Annotated in this window: 12 protein-coding genes and 1 tRNA gene; 9 read left to right on the plus strand and 4 right to left on the minus strand. The window is 64.9% G+C overall.

All coding sequences use genetic code 11. From position 1 onward, the window contains the following. Nucleotides 1-103: 103 nt before the first annotated feature. Entirely contained in the window at nucleotides 104-1,696 is a 1,593-nt protein-coding gene (locus tag IEJ03_RS07290) for a Na+/H+ antiporter NhaC family protein (protein WP_192036976.1), read from the minus strand. Nucleotides 1,697-1,944: 248 nt separating this feature from the next. On the opposite strand from IEJ03_RS07290, the gene IEJ03_RS07295 reads away from it, so the two are divergent. From IEJ03_RS07295 to IEJ03_RS07305, 3 genes are all read left to right on the plus strand, one after another. Then, nucleotides 1,945-3,441, plus strand: coding sequence for a sodium:alanine symporter family protein (locus IEJ03_RS07295; protein ID WP_192036977.1), 1,497 nt, complete (start codon nucleotides 1,945-1,947; stop codon nucleotides 3,439-3,441). Nucleotides 3,442-3,564: 123 nt separating this feature from the next. Beyond that, a complete protein-coding gene (locus tag IEJ03_RS07300; RefSeq protein ID WP_192036978.1) occupies nucleotides 3,565-4,239 on the plus strand; it encodes a 7-cyano-7-deazaguanine/7-aminomethyl-7-deazaguanine transporter in 675 nt (224 codons plus the stop codon). Nucleotides 4,240-4,298: 59 nt separating this feature from the next. Continuing rightward, entirely contained in the window at nucleotides 4,299-5,090 is a 792-nt protein-coding gene (locus tag IEJ03_RS07305; RefSeq protein WP_192036979.1) for an alpha/beta fold hydrolase, read from the plus strand. Here IEJ03_RS07305 and IEJ03_RS07310 read toward each other — a convergent pair. Together IEJ03_RS07310 and IEJ03_RS07315 are read right to left on the minus strand one after the other, a co-directional pair. After that, complete coding sequence (locus IEJ03_RS07310; RefSeq protein ID WP_192036980.1) at nucleotides 5,072-6,502, minus strand: 3'-5' exonuclease family protein; 1,431 nt, start codon at nucleotides 6,500-6,502, stop codon at nucleotides 5,072-5,074. The two genes, IEJ03_RS07305 and IEJ03_RS07310, sit on opposite strands and share 19 nt — an antisense overlap. Nucleotides 6,503-6,547: 45 nt before the next feature. Continuing rightward, nucleotides 6,548-7,741 (minus strand): ABC transporter substrate-binding protein, encoded by a 1,194-nt coding sequence (locus tag IEJ03_RS07315; RefSeq protein ID WP_192036981.1) that lies wholly within the window; start codon nucleotides 7,739-7,741, stop codon nucleotides 6,548-6,550. Between the two features lie 165 nt (nucleotides 7,742-7,906). On the opposite strand from IEJ03_RS07315, the gene IEJ03_RS07320 reads away from it, so the two are divergent. The 6 genes from IEJ03_RS07320 to IEJ03_RS07345 all read left to right on the plus strand — a co-directional run bounded on the left by IEJ03_RS07320 (nucleotide 7,907) and on the right by IEJ03_RS07345 (nucleotide 16,236). Next, entirely contained in the window at nucleotides 7,907-9,616 is a 1,710-nt protein-coding gene (locus IEJ03_RS07320) for a potassium/proton antiporter (protein WP_192036982.1), read from the plus strand. A 98-nt stretch (nucleotides 9,617-9,714) separates the two neighbouring features. Continuing rightward, nucleotides 9,715-9,804: transfer RNA gene (locus IEJ03_RS07325), tRNA-Ser, on the plus strand. Between the two features lie 222 nt (nucleotides 9,805-10,026). Beyond that, nucleotides 10,027-11,325, plus strand: a complete 1,299-nt coding sequence (locus IEJ03_RS07330) for an HlyD family efflux transporter periplasmic adaptor subunit (RefSeq protein WP_192036983.1) — start codon at nucleotides 10,027-10,029, stop codon at nucleotides 11,323-11,325. Further along, the gene (locus IEJ03_RS07335) at nucleotides 11,322-14,453 is read left to right on the plus strand and encodes an efflux RND transporter permease subunit (RefSeq protein ID WP_192036984.1); all 3,132 of its coding nucleotides are present in this window, start codon (nucleotides 11,322-11,324) and stop codon (nucleotides 14,451-14,453) included. Before IEJ03_RS07330 ends, IEJ03_RS07335 begins: the two co-directional genes overlap by 4 nt. A gap of 130 nt (nucleotides 14,454-14,583) precedes the next feature. Continuing rightward, nucleotides 14,584-15,180 (plus strand): TetR/AcrR family transcriptional regulator, encoded by a 597-nt coding sequence (locus IEJ03_RS07340; protein ID WP_242458084.1) that lies wholly within the window; start codon nucleotides 14,584-14,586, stop codon nucleotides 15,178-15,180. 72 nt (nucleotides 15,181-15,252) lie between these two features. Then, a complete protein-coding gene (locus IEJ03_RS07345) occupies nucleotides 15,253-16,236 on the plus strand; it encodes an MDR family oxidoreductase (protein ID WP_192036986.1) in 984 nt (327 codons plus the stop codon). A 200-nt stretch (nucleotides 16,237-16,436) separates the two neighbouring features. On the opposite strand, the gene IEJ03_RS07350 is transcribed toward IEJ03_RS07345, so the two are convergent. Continuing rightward, complete coding sequence (locus tag IEJ03_RS07350) at nucleotides 16,437-16,613, minus strand: hypothetical protein (RefSeq protein ID WP_192036987.1); 177 nt, start codon at nucleotides 16,611-16,613, stop codon at nucleotides 16,437-16,439. Between the last annotated feature and the right edge of the window lie 6 nt (nucleotides 16,614-16,619).

Raw genomic sequence — 16,619 nt, forward strand, 5'->3', positions numbered from 1 at the left:
TGATCAGAGCTAGCTCCCCACCGGCAAGAGGCCACTCTCATCGAGGGTGGCCTCTTCTTTGTGCAGCCTGTCATGCGAGTGGGGTGGAGCCCAAGCGGCTGCGTCAGGCGATCGCGGCACGCTGTTGACGATGGTGCTGCCAGGCCACGGCAAGGGCCAGGGTCGTCAGCGTGACGATCAGGCCCAGCAGGCTGGTGCCGCCGAGGCCCAGCGTCAGGTAGCCGGCGAGAGTGGACATCGCCCCCAGGCCTGCATAGGGCAGCTGGGTGAGCACGTGGTCGATGTGATGGCAGGCGGCGCCGGTGGAGGAGAGGATGGTGGTGTCGGAAATCGGCGAGCAGTGATCGCCGAAGACGGCCCCGGCCAATACCGCACCCATCATCGGCAGCAGCATGGCCAGTTCGGTGGCCGCCGCCATGTCGCCGGCGATGGGCAGCATGATGCCGAAGGTACCCCAGCTGGTACCGGTGGCGAACGCCATGAGGCCGGCCAGCACGAACAGCAGCATCGGTAGCCACTGGGCAGCCAGCACGCCCTCGACCAGGCTGGCCAGGTAGGCGCCGGTGCCCAGATCCGAGATGATGCCGGTCAATAGCCAGGCCAGTACCAGGATATACACCGCCGGCAGCATGCTATGGATGCCGCGCAGCAGGGCGAGGCCGGCGCGGCGGCGCACCGATGACCGCGGCCACAGCAGCGCAAGGGTAGCCACCAGGGCCACGGCGCCGCCGACGAGCAGTGATCGCGCGACGTCGGTCTGCTCGAAGGCGCCCAGCAGGCTGAAGGCGACGCCCTCGGTACGCAGTGCCGTCGCCCCGGTATAGACAATCATCGCCACGGTAGCGGCCACCAGGATCAGGATCGGCATCAGCAGATCGCGGGTGCGCCCGCCCGGCGCCTCTTCGATGGTCAGGTTGCCGGGCGGCTCGCCGCGGGAGGCATCGAAGACCTGTCCCTGGCGGGCCATGGCGGCATGCCGGCGCATGGCGCCGAGATCCAGATCCAGCCAGGCGCTGGCCAGCACCAGCACCAGGGCACTGATGGCATAGAAGTTCAGCGCCGAGATTTCCAGGAAGGCCTTGAGAGCAGTGATGTCGGTGACGGCGTGAGTGACCAGTACTCCGCCGATCAGGCTGATGATGTAGGCCCCCCAGCTGGAGATCGGGGTGATCACGCAGATCGGGGCGGCGGTGGAGTCGATCAGATAGGCGAGCTTGGCGCGGGAGATGCCCTGTCGGTCGGTCAGCGGTCGACTGATGTTGCCGACGGCGAGGCTGTTGAAGTAGTCATCGATGAAGATGACCGCGCCCAGCAATACCGTGGTGACCTGCGCGCCGCGGCGGGTCCTGACGTGTTCCCGGGCCCATTCACCGAAGGCTCGCGTGCCGCCGGACAGCGTGACCAGCGCGACCATGGCGCCTAGCAGCAGCAGGAAGGCAAGGATCGACAGGTTCCAGCCGTTGGCTTCACCGAGGCCTGTGGCACCCGGCTCGGGTAGCGTCCAGAACACGCCGATCAGCCGACCGGCCAGGCCCTGGAGGGTGGGCAGGGGCTGGAAGTCATAAAGCAGCAGCGCGCCCACCAGGCTGCCCATGGCAAGCGATAGCAGGACGCGTCGGGTGATCACGGCAAGGCCAATGGCCACCAGCGGGGCCAGCAGTGACAGATAGGAGGTGGCGTGTGACGTCAGTTCCATGAGGATCGGTATCGTGTTGGGCGCAGGGCGCGCAGCGTATGGTCGAGGGCTTCCGGGGCGCGGATTATGCCCGAGTGCCGGGGGCGGAGAAAGGCGCGATGGGCTTGTGCAGCAAAAAATCTCGTGGTTAGGCAAAACCCTGGTGGATGTGTGACAAAAGAGCCCCGTTTTGAGGAGATGCTTGCGCATCCGCGCATTCTATGAAGAATGGCGGGCACCAACGACGACAAAGGGTGCCCAGCGTTACCATGGATGCTTCATTCTCTGACCTTTTTACCGACCTGGTCGGCGCCGGCAACGGCCTGATCTGGGGCAGCGTGCTGATCTACCTGCTGATCGGTGCCGGCCTGCTGTTCACCATCATGACGGGCGGTGTGCAGTTTCGCTATTTCGGCCACATGTTCAAGCTGCTCAAGCGTTCCCGCGAGGGCGGGGCGGGCATTTCGTCATTCCAGGCCCTGTCGACCAGCCTGGCGGCCCGCGTAGGGACCGGCAACCTGGCCGGCGTAGCGGTGGCCATCTACTTCGGTGGCCCCGGTGCCGTCTTCTGGATGTGGATGACCGCCCTGGTGGGCATGTCGACCAGTTTCGTCGAGTCGACTCTGGCACAGGCCTACAAGGTCAACCACGGTGATCAGACCTTCCGCGGGGGGCCGGCCTATTACATCGAGCGCGGCCTCGGCTCGCGCTGGCTGGCCACGGCCTTCTCTGTCTGCCTCATCATTGCCTTCGGCCTCGCCTTCAACAGCGTGCAGGCCAACTCCATTGCCCTGGCCATGGAACAGGCCTTCGAGATCCCGACCTGGATCGTCGGTGCGGCCCTGGTGGTGGTGGTGACGCCGATCATCTTCGGTGGCCTGAAGTCCATCGCCCGGGTCGCCGAACTGATCGTGCCGCTGATGGCGGTGCTGTATCTCGCGCTGGCGTTGATCGTGGTGGCGATGAATGCCTCCGAGCTGCCCGGTGCGATCATGACCATCCTGCGCAGCGCCTTCGGCCTCGAGCAGGCGGCCGGTGGCGCCGTGGGCTATGCCGTGGCGCAGGCGATGATGCAGGGCATCAAGCGGGGCCTCTTCTCCAACGAGGCCGGCATGGGCTCGGCGCCCAACGCCGCCGCCACCGCCAGCACCTCGCCGAACCATCCGGCGGCGCAGGGCTTCATCCAGATGCTGGGGGTCTTTCTCGATACCCTGGTGATCTGTACCGCCACGGCGGCGATCATCATCATCTCCGGTCCGATGATGACCAGCGGCGATGCCCCGAACGGTATCCAGCTCACGCAGATGGCGCTGTCCTCCCACGTCGGTGACTGGGGCGGCATGTTCATCGCCGTGGCGATCCTGCTGTTCGCCTTCACCTCGGTGATCGCCAACTACTCCTATGGCGAGAGCAACATCGAGTACCTGGCCGGTCCGCGTCGTGCACGCACCGCGGTGTTCATCTATCGCCTGGCGGTGCTGGCGATGGTGATGATCGGCTCGGTGAGCAGCCTGAAGGCCATCTGGGGCTTCGCCGACCTGTCGATGGGCATGATGGCGCTGATCAACCTGGTGGCGATCCTGCTGCTGTCGCCCCTGGCCGTTGCCCTGTTCAAGGACTACGACCGTCAGGTTCGTGCCGGCGTTGATCCGGTGTTCGACCCGCGGCGCTTCCCCAAGCTCGTCGGCAAGGTCGATCCCCAGGCCTGGCCGGAGCGTGATGCGCCGGTGACCTCGGAGAGCGGCAAGCCCGCCGAGGCCCGCTAGGCGCTGTTTCCCCCTCTCTGAGGGAGCGGGTATACTGCGTAAGTGATAGGCGCCACGGCTCATGCCGTGGCGCCTTGTGTTTCGAGGGTTCCCTCACCCCTCCGTCATTCAAAAAGGTGGCACATGTTTACTCTGACATCCGCCCAGGCCAGCCGTTGCCTGGGCATCCTGGTGGCGTTTCACATTGGCGTGATCGCCGCCAGCAACTACCTCGTTCAGCTGCCGTTCACGCTGTTTGGCTTCCATACCACCTGGGGCGCGTTCAGCTTCCCGTTCATCTTCCTGGCCACTGACCTGACCGTACGACTCTTCGGCAAGGGGCCGGCGCGTATGATCATCGCCCGGGTGATGCTGCCGGCCTTGCTGGTGTCCTATGCCATCTCGGTGATCTTTCCCCAGGGCAGCTTCGCCGGACTCGGCGCGCTTGCCGAATGGAACCTGTTCGTCGGTCGCATTGCCCTGGCGAGCTTCATGGCCTATGTACTGGGCCAGCTGATGGACATTCAGGTCTTCGACCGGCTGCGTCGCCTGCGCGCCTGGTGGGTGGCGCCGGCGATCTCGACCCTGTTTGGCAACCTGGCGGATACCTTCGCCTTCTTCTCGATTGCCTTTTACAACAGCCCGGATGCCTTCATGGCCGCGCATTGGCCGGAAATTGCCTGGGTGGACTATGTCATCAAGCTGGGGATCAGCCTGCTGCTCTTCCTGCCCCTGTACGGTCTATTGCTGGGCTGGCTCAGCCGGCGCCTGATGGCCTGGACGGGGCAGGACGACCGTGATCCGGTACTCGCCCAGTGACGCCGGGCCCGCTCGCCGACTCTCATTCATGTTCATCGGCTCTCATTTCAGGAGACCTCATGACAGCTGAACTGCATACCCTCGACAGCGGCGGCGAAGGCACGCCGCTGGTGGTGATCCATGGCCTGCTGGGCAGCGCCGACAACTGGCGCTCTCATCTCAAGCAGTGGGAGCGCCGCCATCGGGTGGTGGCGCTGGATCTGCGTAATCACGGTCGCTCGCCTCACCTGGAAGGCATGTCCTATCGGGCCATGGCCGAGGACGTGATGGCGGCGCTGGATCGCCTGGAGATCGCGCGCTGCCACCTGTTAGGCCACTCGATGGGCGGCAAGGTGGCCATGAGCCTGGCGCGGCTGTCTCCCGAGCGGGTGGATTCCTTGATCGTGGCCGATATCGCCCCGGTCACCTACGACCACGGCCACGACGCCATCTTCAAGGCCCTGCGTCACGCCGAGGCCAACGCGCCGGCTAATCGCCGTGAGGTGGATGCCCTGATGGCCGAGCACGTCGATGAAAAGGCGATTCGCCTGTTTCTGGCGACAAATCTGGAGCGTGACGAGGAGGGCGGCATGCGCTGGCGGGTCGGGCTCGATCATATCGAGGCCGGCTACGACGATATCCGCGGCGAGCCGGCCGGGGAGGGTGCCTTCGAGGGGCCGAGCCTGGTGCTGCGCGGCGGGCGCTCGAACTACGTGACCGATGCGCTGGTACCGTCGGTGAAAGAGGTGCTGCCGTCGGCTCAGATCGCGACCCTCGATGCCGGTCACTGGCTGCATGCCGAGCAGCCCACGGCCTTTCAGCGGGCGGTGACCGAGTTCATCGAGACGCTGGATCAGTCCTCTCGGGGCTGAGGCGTCTCGTCGGTGTCCAGTAGCTGAATCGTGCGCGTCGCCGTGCCCTGGTCGTGAGCCTGATCCCGATCCAGGGCGCGGCGCAGGATCTTGTAGGTATCGATATCGAAGCTCACCGGCTGGCCGTCGAGCGTGGCCAGCGAGGCCTGGTCCAGGCGCTCGATGCTTCCCAGATAGCACCACTGATCGACCACATGCCAGGCGAGCACGCTGTCGCCCTCCATGCCCTCGCCGATGGCGACTCGCCCGGGCCAGGGCCACTGCTGCACGCGAAGGCGCGCCAGGGCTTCCCGGGCCCGTGCATCGTGGGCGTCCCTCGATTCCTGGCCGTGGCAGGCGCCGCGACAGCGACCCAGCTGGCTGGAGAAGCAGCGCCCGCGTCCCTTTTCCAGCCCCAATAGCCGGGGGCAGAGCCCGTGGTGCTCGGCAATCTGCTTGAGGGCCTGACGCGCCTCCTTGCCGGCATGAAAGAGGCCGTACAGCGGCTCATCCTTGCGACCCGCGATCTCCTCCGCACGCACCAGCCGGGGCGCCGTCTCACCCGCCGGCCATTGCCAACCCATCAGCCCGCCCTGGCGGCGCAGCCGGCGGTTCATGATCGGTAGCCGGCTCTTGATCAGTCGTGCCTCGAGCAGCTGGGCCCCCAGGTCTCCCGCCGTCTCATGCCACTCGAGATCCTGGATCTGCTGGGTCAGGCGCATCTTGCGATCTTGGCTCAGGTCGTCGTGAAAATGCGTCAGCACCCGGGCTCGCAGGTTGATGCTCTTGCCGATATAGAGCGGCAAGCGATTGTGGCCATAGAAGAGATAGACCCCGGGACGCTCGGGGATCTCCTGCATCAGGCCGGGGTCCAGCTGGCTGGGCAGGCTCGGCATGCGACGCTGCTCGGCCAGCAGGGTGGCGAAGTGATCCTCGTCCACCTGGGTCTGCCAGTGTTGCCAGAGGGCGAGCAGTGCCTCTGCATCGCCCTCGGCCCGGTGACGCGCCTGACGGGGCAGGTCATAGCGCTCGATGAGGGCGTCGAGATTGTGGTGAGGGTGTTCAGGGGCCAGGCGCCGGGACAGCTTCAAGGTGCAGAGGGTGCGGGCACGAAACTGGATATCGGCGCGGGCGAATTCGTTACGCAGGAAACCATAGTCGAAGCGCATGTTATGGGCGACAAGCTCGGCATCGCCGAGAAAGGCGTAGAAAGCGTCGGCCAGATCGGCGAAGCGCGGGGCATCTTCGACCATGGCCTCCGTGATGCCGGTGAGGCGCTGGATCTGGGCAGGAATGGGCTGCCCCGGATTGACCAGCTGCACGAACCGCTCGACGACTTCGCCATCGAACACCTTGAGGGCGGCGATTTCGGTGATACGGTCCCGGGTAGTGCGGGTGCCGGTCGTTTCCAGGTCGAGAAACACCTTGATCATGATCGCTGGCCCGATGCTGGACGCGAGTGCGGGTGCCTCTTTGGGTCAGGTTGAATTGGGGTTCATCGCCAGCTGGGCCACGGGGATATCCTCGTCGATGAAGGCCCGCTCCTGAAGGAAGGCATCGAAGGTGGCATAGCGGTCGGTATTGAGCATGCCGGGGCTCGGCGCCATCCGCCTCAAGGTGGCAGCCCAGGCTCGCCGGTTGGCCTCGCTGTCGATGCCGGGCTCTTCCTCGATCAGCAGCGACCAGGCCGCCTCCGGGTGATTGATCATCCAGTTGGTGGCCTCCTCTAGCGCGGCAAGCAGGTGTCGGATGTCGTCGCGCTTGCTCTCGAGACGCTCGCGGTTGGCGATCAGTACCAGGCCATCATGGCGCGGCAGGCCATGCTCCTCGGCGAGGAAGTGCCGGCTGGTAATGCCTTCCTGCGCGAGCAGCGCCGGCATGACGTTGCGGGGCGCACCTATCACCGCATCGACGCGTTTCTCGACCAGTGCACGCACCATGGCAAAGTCGATCTTTTCGAGTGTGACGTCATTCAGCGTCATGCCGTGATGATTCAGCATGGTGGCGAGGACAGGATTGATGCTGTCCTGGAAGGCGTAGCCGACGGTCTTTCCTGCCAGCTCCGTGAGCTTGGTGATATCACTGTCCTCGCGCACGATCAGTGACGAGAGCGGGGTGTCGATCAGGGTGGCGATGCGCACCAGTGGTAGCCCTTGGGCGATCAGCATGTGAAGCTGCGGTTCACGCCCCAGAGCCAGGTCGGCACGATCCGCCGCTACCAGTTTCGCCGGCACGCTGGGGTCTGCCGGCGTGGTAATGGTCAGAGTTACCCCTTGGCGCTCGAGCTCGCCATGGGCCTGAGCGACGAACAGCGCGGCATGCTGAGGAGAAGGGTACCAGTCGAGCACCAGGTGAAGTTCCCGTGTCGGTGGTGGCTCGATCGGCTCGGGTGACCCTTGGACAATCGAGGGAACCTCGACGGCAGGCTCGGCAGCGCGGCCGGAAGCCTCGTTCTCGGCTGCTGCCGCCTGGGGAGTGTCCTGCCCGGTTGCGTCCGTCCCACTCTCGACCGCCTCGGCAGGTGGCGTGTCTTTCTGGGCCTGCGATGCTGCCTCGGGGGCTTGCGCCCAGGCCGGCAGGCTCGCCACTGCTGCGGCCACCAACAGGCCCGCCATCAACAGTGGTGATCGCCAGACGTAGCGCCTCGACGGCCGCATCGAACGAATAGACATCAACAGAAGACTCCCGAGGCATAGGGGTGTGTGGATTCATCGGTCAATCCGGACCAGTTTATCCCTCCTGAGCATGAATGAGCCAGCCGCGGCCCGCCGGGTTCGTCGCCGCCTTGGAGTGGCTATGCCATAATGGCGCCCTGTTTGGCTCGATCACGGATGACCATGGACAGCATCAATACTCTCTTTCTGCTCAGTGGTTTCCTGATCACTTTGAGCATTCTGGCAAGCCGGCTTTCCACCCTGTTTGGCCTTCCTCTGTTGGTCATTTTTCTTGGCCTTGGCATGCTCGCCGGTGAGGAAGGGGTGCTGGGCATCCAGTTCGATGATTACTCCCTTGCCTTCCTGATCGGCCACCTGGCCCTGGCGATGATCCTGCTTGACGGTGGCCTGCGCACGCGCCTGAAAACCTTTCGGGTGGGCTTCAAGCCCGCGCTGTCGCTGGCGACCTTCGGTGTCTTCATCACCAGCGGGGTGGTGGGGCTGCTCGCCATGTGGGTCTTCGACCTGACCCTGATCCAGGGGTTGCTGGTCGGCGCCATCGTTGGCTCCACCGATGCCGCGGCGGTGTTCTCGATGCTCGGCGGTCAGGGCATCAACCTCAATGAGCGGGTCGGGGCGACCCTCGAGATCGAATCCGGCACCAACGACCCGATGGCGATCTTCCTGACACTGACGCTGGTCGAGCTGCTGGTCGGTGATCTGGGCGGGATGGCCGGCACCCTGATTTTCCTCTTCACCCAGTTTGGCCTGGGGCTGGCGATCGGCCTGGGCGCCGGTTGGTGCATCGCGCGGCTCTTGCGTTGGCTGGATCTGGCGCCGGGGCTCTATTCATTGCTGGCGCTGGCACTCGGCTTTTTCGTGTTCGGTGCCACCAGCTGGCTGGGCGGAAGCGGTTTCCTGGCCATCTATCTGACGGGCTTGATGATCGGCAACCAGCCGGGGCGACATCTCGACTTCATCCTGCCGGTGCACGATGGCCTCGCCTGGCTCAGCCAGATCGGACTCTTCCTGGTGCTCGGCCTGCTGGTTAACCCAAGCGAAGTGCTCGAGTTTGCGCTGCCGTCGCTGTTGGTGGCGCTGGCGCTGATCTTCGTGGCCCGCCCGTTGGCGGTGTTGATCGCGATCAAGCCTTTCTTCAAGTTTCGCTGGCGAGAGGTCGGCTTCATTGCCTGGGTGGGGCTGCGCGGAGCGGTGCCGATCGTGCTGGCGATTTTCCCGGTGATCGGCGGGGTGGAGAATGCCTCGCTGTACTTCAATGTCGCCTTCGCGGTGGTGCTGCTGTCGCTGCTGATCCAGGGCGGCAGCCTGCCGCTGATGGCGCGCTGGATGAAGGTCGAAGTGCCTGCCACGGTGACGCCCAACAAGCGCGGGCCGCTGGGCGTCTTGCCGGAGAACGACTACGAGATGTTCGTGTATCAGGTCGAGGATCAAGCCCTGGAAGGTGTGCCCATTCGCCTGCTGCGCTTTCCCTCGGGGGCCCTGATTTCTGCCATGTTCCGTCAGCATGTGATGCTGCATCCCAAGGGCAGTACCGAATTGCGGTTCGGTGATGTGGTCTGCGTGATCGGCCGCAGCGATGACCTGCCGGCGTTGAACCGTCTCTTCAATGGTGATGCCCGCCTGGAGCGGGCGCGCGCCTTCTTTGGCACCTTCACCCTGGAAGGCGATGCCCTTATGTCGGATGTGGCCGAGGCCTATGGTCTGACCCTCAGCCCCGGGGAGAAGGAGATGACGCTGGGGGAATATGTGTCGCTCAGGGTAGGAGGGCACCCGGTGGTAGGCGATGACGTGGATTGGCATGGCTTCCACTGGGTAGTCAGCGAAATGCGCGGCAATCAGATCACCAAGGTGGGCCTGCGCCTCTACTATTAATTAATGCCATGAAATACCGGAGCAGCGTCGTAACGCATTGATCGCAAACTGCCTCTTGACGAATCGAGCGAAGCTGGTAGTATATGCATCCGTAAGCCGGAGGGATGGCAGAGCGGTTTAATGCACCGGTCTTGAAAACCGGCGTAGGCTAATACCTACCCAGGGTTCGAATCCCTGTCCCTCCGCCATAATTTGAAAAGGGACCAGCAATTGCTGGTCCCTTTTTTTGTTTGGTCGGCGACGAATCCCCTCGTCAGCACGTGGGCCGTAACCTGGTGATGGCGCCATTCTCTCATCAGTGCACCTGCCCAACCCGCCAAAGACATTCGGTGTGCCTCTTTGTCCCAGCGCGGTGACCCGCATTAGGTTGTATCATCACTTGATGATTTACCTGTTGTGACGGGGGTGCTGTGCTCAAGCGATTCATTCCCTTGCTGATCCTGGCCGTGGGTGGGGCGGCGTTTGTCTATCTCAAGATGACGGCGCCGGCACCGGTCGAGGTCACGGCCCAGGAGCGAAGCTGGCGCGTGACGTCCATGCCCGTCGAGCTTTCGTCTCACCGCCCGGTTTTGCCGCTGTATGGCAGCGTGGTGGCGCCGGATCTGATCACCGTGACCGCGCCTCTGGCGGCGCGGGTGGCGATGCGGCCGGTACAGGACGGGCAGCGGGTGGCCGAGGGCGAGCTGCTGGTGGCGCTTGACGACGCCGACGTGCAGCCGCCGCTGACGCAGGCGCGTGCCGAGGTCGCCGATCTGGAGGCACAGGTCGAGAGCGAGCAGATTGGCTATGCCAATGATCAGCAGGCGCTGAAGCGGGAGCAGGCGATTCTCGATAATGCGCAGCGCCGTCTCGAGCGGGCCCGCTCACTGGCATCCCGTAATCTCCTGTCCCAATCCGAGCTGGATGATGCCCGTGACGGTGAAGGTCAGGCGCGCCTGACCGTGACCAACCGTCAGCGCCTTCTCGACGAGCATCCGACCCGTCTCAAGCGCCTCGAGGCCCAGCTCGCGCGTGCGCGTGCGAGTCTTGAGGCAGTCATGCGGGATGCCGCGCGCAGCCGCGTGATGGCGCCCTTCGATGGCGTGGTCACGCGCATCGAGGCGGCTCCCGGGGATCGAGTCGCCAGCGGTGCGGCGTTGTTGAGCATCTATCCCGTGACGGGGCTGGAGCTGCGCGCGCGAGTGCCGAACCGCTACCAGGACGAGATTCTCACGGCGTTGCGCGAGGGCCGACCCCTTCGAGCCAGGGAGCCCGAGCGAGACCTTGTCCTGCGCCTGGAGCGGCTGGCCGGGGAAAGCGATCCTGCCGGCACCGAGGCCATCTTGTCGATCGCAACGGAAAGCGGTCTGGTGCGCCCTGGCAGCATACTGGCCGTGTTGCTCGAGCTGCCTCCGGCGGCCGATACGCTGGCCGTGCCTTATAGCACCCTCTATGGCAACGATACCCTCTACTTGATCAATGACGACGACCGGCTCGAACGGCTGAGCGTGACCGTACTGGGCGAGACTGTGCCGGGTGAGACAGTGATGGGTGAGACAGTGATGGGCGGGACACTGATGCCTGCAGGAGAACGCTGGCTGCTGGTGAGAAGCCCAGCCCTGGCGACGGGGCAGCGAGTCGTGACGACCCATCTGCCCAATGCGGTGGATGGTCTCAGGGTCGATGACGGCTCGGTGGCCACGGTCAGCGGCGAGGAGCCGAGGTCTTGAGTCGGCGCCGCGGCATTATCGGCTTCTTCGTCCACCACAAGGTGGCGGCCAACCTGATCATGTTGATGATGCTGCTGGGCGGATCACTGGCATTGCTGCGCATGAACATCCAGTTCTTCCCGACCTTCGCACTGGATGTGGTCAGCGTGCGGGTGGCCTGGAGCGGGGCCTCGGCGGAGGACGTCGAAGAGGGCATCACCGTGCCGCTGGAGCAGCGCCTGAAGAGCGTGGATGGTCTCAAGCGCATGAGTTCCACCTCGGGCCAGGGCGTGTCGAGTCTGACACTTGAGTTTAACGAGGGTACCGACCCCGTCATTGCACTGGATGATGTCCGCCAGCAGGTCGATGAATTCACCAATCTGCCCGCCGAGGCCGAGGAGCCCCAGGTGATTCGGGTCGCCCGCTACGACCCGATCGCGAGGCTCTTGGTGCATGGCGACCTTGCCCCCGCGGAGCTGCGCCGGCTGGCGCATCGCTTCGAGAATGAACTCCTGCAGGCCGGTATCGACCGGGTCGAGGTCAGTGGCCTGCCGGCGCAGCAGATCAGCATCGAGGTGCCCGCCGAACGGCTGATGGCTCTCGAGCTAAGCCTCGATCAGATCGCCGAGCGGGTGCAGGGCATGTCCCGCGACCTGCCGGCGGGACTGATCGGGCAGCAGGACAGTACCCGGGAGCTGCGGGCGGTGGAGCAACGGCGCGATCCCCAAGCCTTCGCCGAGCTTCCCGTCATCGCCGATCAACGGGCCCAGCTGCGCCTCGGGGATATCGCTACCCTGCGCCAGGAACCCCAGGACGGTCAGGCCAGCCTGTCGCGGGACGGAGCGCCGGCGGTCGAGCTGTTGCTGCAGCGTGCCGAGAACGGCAACTCCCTCGAGGCCGCCCGGGTATTCGAGCAGTGGCTGGCCGAAACCCGCCCGACGCTGCCGCCGTCGGTGACGCTGGAGGCCTATGACGAGAGCTGGCAGCTGATCGACGATCGCATCTCCCTGCTGGTCGGCAACGGACTGGGCGGGCTGGTGCTGGTCATGCTGCTGCTGTATCTCTTCCTGCCCGGGAGAGTGGCCTTCTGGGTGGCGGTGGGCATTCCCACCGCCTTCCTGGCGGCGCTGGCGGTGCTGTGGGGCATCGGTGGGTCGATCAACATGATTTCGCTGTTCGCGCTGATCATGGCGCTGGGGGTCATCGTCGATGATGCCATCGTGGTCGGTGAGGATGCCGATGCCCACTATCGGCTGGGCGAGGCCTCGCATCTCGCCTCGGAGGGGGCGGCCCGGCGCATGGTCTGGCCGGTGCTGGCCTCGTCCCTGACCACCGTGGCCGCCTTCATGCCGCTGCTGGTCGTCGGCGGGGTGATCGGCAACATTCTCGTCGATATTCCCCTGGTGATGATCTGCGTGCTGGCGGCGTCATTGCTTGAGTGCTTCATCGTGCTGCCGGCGCATCTGCGCCATGCCTTCCAGCCGGCGTCGCCGGGCCGACGCTCGCATCCTGTCACGCGGCTGCGCGAGCGCTTCGATGGGGCCTTTGAGCGCTTCCGTGAGGGGCCTTTTCGTGCCTTCTCCGTTTTCACGTTGCGCCATCGTGCCGGCACCATCGCCTCGGGGCTGGCGGTGATGCTCGTCACCGTAGGGCTCTTGGCCGGCGGGCGAATCAGCTTCGAGTTCTTCCCGACGCCGGAATCCAGCATCCTCTATGCCAATGCCAGCTTCGTCTCCGGCACCGACCGTGAACGGGTGGATCGTTTTCTTGACCATCTGGAGGACACCCTGGCCGAGACCGAGCAGGCCTTCGGGACGCCGCTGGTCGAGCACGCCGTGACCCTTCACAGCAGCAGCCTCGAGGATGGCGGCGGCAGTCGCAGCGGCGATCAGGTCGGCGCCATTCGGCTGGAGCTGGTCTCCCCGGATGCCCGTGATGTGCGCAATGCCGACTTCATCGCCGCCTGGCGGGAGCGCATCCGCCTGCCTGCCGGGCTCGAGAACCTGAGCATCAGCGAGCGCCGCGCAGGTCCGCCGGGGGAGGACGTCAACATCCGCCTGACCGGCCCCGACGCGATGGACCTGAAGCAGGCGGCCACGTCGCTTGCCGCCTCGCTCTCCAACCTGCCCGGTGTGCTGGATACCAGCGACGACATGCCCTGGGGTCGCGAGCAGCTGGTATATTCGCTCAGCCCCCGAGGCGAGGCGCTCGGGTTGACTACCGCAACGCTCGGGGCCCAGCTGCGCTCGGCCTTCGACGGCCGCCTGGTGCAGATCTATCAGGACGGTGCCGATGAGATCGAGGTGAGGGTCTCGCTGCCCCGAGCGCAGCGGGAGCGGTTGAGTACCCTCGCGCGCCTGCCGGTGCGCCTGGATGACGGGCGCTTCGTGCCCCTCGATCAGGTGTTGGATATCTCCTACCGTCAGGGCTTCGAGGCGCTGCGGCACGCCGATGGTCAGCTCGCCGTCGAAGTCACCGCGGTGCTCAACCAGGCCGTCACCTCCAGCGACCAGGTGCTGGCCAGCCTGGAGGCCCGAGTGCTGCCACAGTTGGCGCAGGAACATCGCCTGCGTTACAGCTTCGAGGGTCGCTCGGCGGATCAGCGCGACACCCTCGGCGACATGCGTACCGGGTTGATCATGGGGCTCGCGCTGATGTTCGTGGTGTTGGCATGGGTATTCGCCTCCTGGAGCCTGCCGTTGATCGTGATGGCGATCATTCCCTTCGCCCTGGTGGGCGCGCTGCTGGGGCATTGGGCGCTTGGCATCAATCTCACGATTCTCTCGCTGTTCGGGCTGTTTGGCCTTTCCGGCATCGTGGTCAATAACGCCATCATTCTGGTGACCTTCTACCGCCAGCAGCGCGACAAGGGCCTCTCTATCGATGCCGCGCTGGTGGAGGCCGCGGTACAGCGAGTAAGGGCGGTGTTGCTCACCTCATTGACCACCATCGGCGGCCTGTTGCCGCTGCTCTTCGAGACCTCCCTGCAGGCGCAGTTCCTGATTCCCATGGCGGTGTCCATCGCCTTCGGTCTGGGCTTCTCGACGCTGCTGGTGCTGGCGGTGGTGCCGGCACTGCTGTCGTATCTGGAGCAGTGGCGGGCCGCAAGCGCGCCCGCCAGGACGCATGAGGCGCCTCTCGGGCCGTGAGGTGCGAAAGCCCATGGTCACGCTGCCTCCGACCTTGGTCGGGGGCTGCTTGAGATGACTAGACGACTGGTCTAAATTGTTTTCCATGACTGAATCCACGCCCCCCCGTCGTCGCGGCAGGCCACCCAAGGTGCCGCGAGAACACCCGGATACCCGGGAGGCCCTGATCCGCAGTGGATTGGAGGTGCTCACCGAGCAAGGCTTCATGGCAGCCGGCATCGACGGCATTCTCAAGCGGGTCGGGGTGCCCAAGGGCTCCTTCTACCATTACTTCGCGAGCAAGGAAGCGTTCGGGCGGGCCGTGCTGGAGCAGTATGCCGAGTACTTTGCGCGCAAGCTCGACCGTTACTTGTGCGATGACGCTCTGTCGCCACTCTCGCGCATCGAGGCATTTGCCGAGGATGCCAAGGCGGGCATGGCCAGACATGCCTTCCAGCGGGGTTGCCTGGTGGGCAACCTCGGCCAGGAAGTCGGCCTGCTGCCCGATAGCTATCGCGCCGCGCTCGAGAGGGTGCTTGGCGATTGGCAGCAGCGCCTGGCTAAGTGTCTCTTCGAGGCCCGTAAGAGCGGGGAACTGTCGGCTGATGCGGATTGCGACGCCCTGGCGGACTACTTCTGGATTGGTTGGGAAGGGGCCGTGATGCGCGCCAAGTTGAGCGAATCGCCCGGCCCGCTGGAGACCTTTGTGACCGCCTACCTGGCGGGATTACCTCGCCGGCGCGGCTGACGTCGGTGCTCGATCAACGGGTCGAGATTTTTTTATACCCAAAACTAGACGACCAGTCTAAAAGGAGGAGTGATGTTCAAGGCCATCCTGATCGAGAAGGACGAGGCCGGCTATCGCGCCGGATTGACGGAACTGGACGAGGCGCAGCTGCCCGAAGGCGAGGTCACCGTCCGGGTGGAGTACAGCACGCTCAACTACAAGGACGCCCTGGCGATTACCGGCAAGGGCCCGGTGGTGCGCCGCTTCCCCATGGTGCCGGGGATCGACCTGGCAGGGACCGTCGAGACAAGCGACTCCCCCCGCTTTGCGGCCGGTGACCGGGTGTTGCTCAATGGCTGGGGCGTTGGCGAGGGCCACTGGGGCGGCCTTGCGCAGAAGGCGCGTCTCAAGTCGGACTGGCTGATCCCGCTGCCCGAGGCGTTCTCGTCCAAGCAGGCCATGGCCATCGGCACGGCGGGCTATACCGCCATGCTCTCGGTGATGGCTCTAGAGCGCCACGGTCTGACGCCAGCCTCGGGGCCAGTGCTGGTCACCGGCGCTAACGGAGGGGTCGGCAGCTTCTCGATCGCCCTGCTGGCGGCGCTGGGGTATGAGGTCATGGCCTCGACCGGGCGGCCGGAAGAAGCCGACTACCTCAAGCGCCTGGGGGCCTCCGAGATCCTCGATCGGGCCGAGCTCACCGAGAAGGGCAAGCCACTGGCCAAGGAGCGTTGGGCCGGCGCCATCGATTCGGCGGGTAGCTACACCCTGGCCAATGTCTGCGCCGGCACCCGCTACGGTGGCGTAGTCGCCGCCTGTGGCCTGGCCCAGGGCATGGACTTTCCCTCGACCGTTGCGCCCTTCATCCTGCGTGGCGTGACCCTTGCCGGCATCGACAGCGTCATGCGCCCCCGGGAGGATCGCCTGGCGGCCTGGAAGCGACTGGCCGAGACCCTGGATACCGCCATGCTGGAGGAGATCGCCCACGAGATCGGCCTCGAGGAAGCCATCGACACCGCGGGCCAGCTGATCGAAGGCAAGGTGCGCGGGCGCACTGTGGTGGATGTGAATCGCTGAGAAATTTTTGCGAATCTATCTCGCGAATCATGTCTCATGAGCCCTTCGCATGAATGCTTTGCGTGGACTCTTAAACCAACTCTTGAAGCAATCTCGTCAAAAACACAGCGCGCGGCAGATGCCGCGCGTTTTGACGTGCCTTCCTAAAAGGAAAAGCTCACAGGCCTCGCTCAACGGGTAGGCATAAGAGGCGTGCTCGCTCACTCCGAATTGAGCCTGATTGCCTGGTGTTCGGCTTCTTTCTCGGTCTCGAAGCGATCCACCACCAGGCGAGCGGCACGCTGGCTAGGGGCGCGGTTGTCGACGACCCACCATTCAGCCGGCGTATCGGGAGGATCGGATACGCTGATGGCCTTGAAGACCTTGTAGTTCGGCATCTCGGT

This window comes from Halomonas sp. YLGW01 (genome assembly GCF_014840935.1).
Classification (GTDB): domain Bacteria; phylum Pseudomonadota; class Gammaproteobacteria; order Pseudomonadales; family Halomonadaceae; genus Onishia.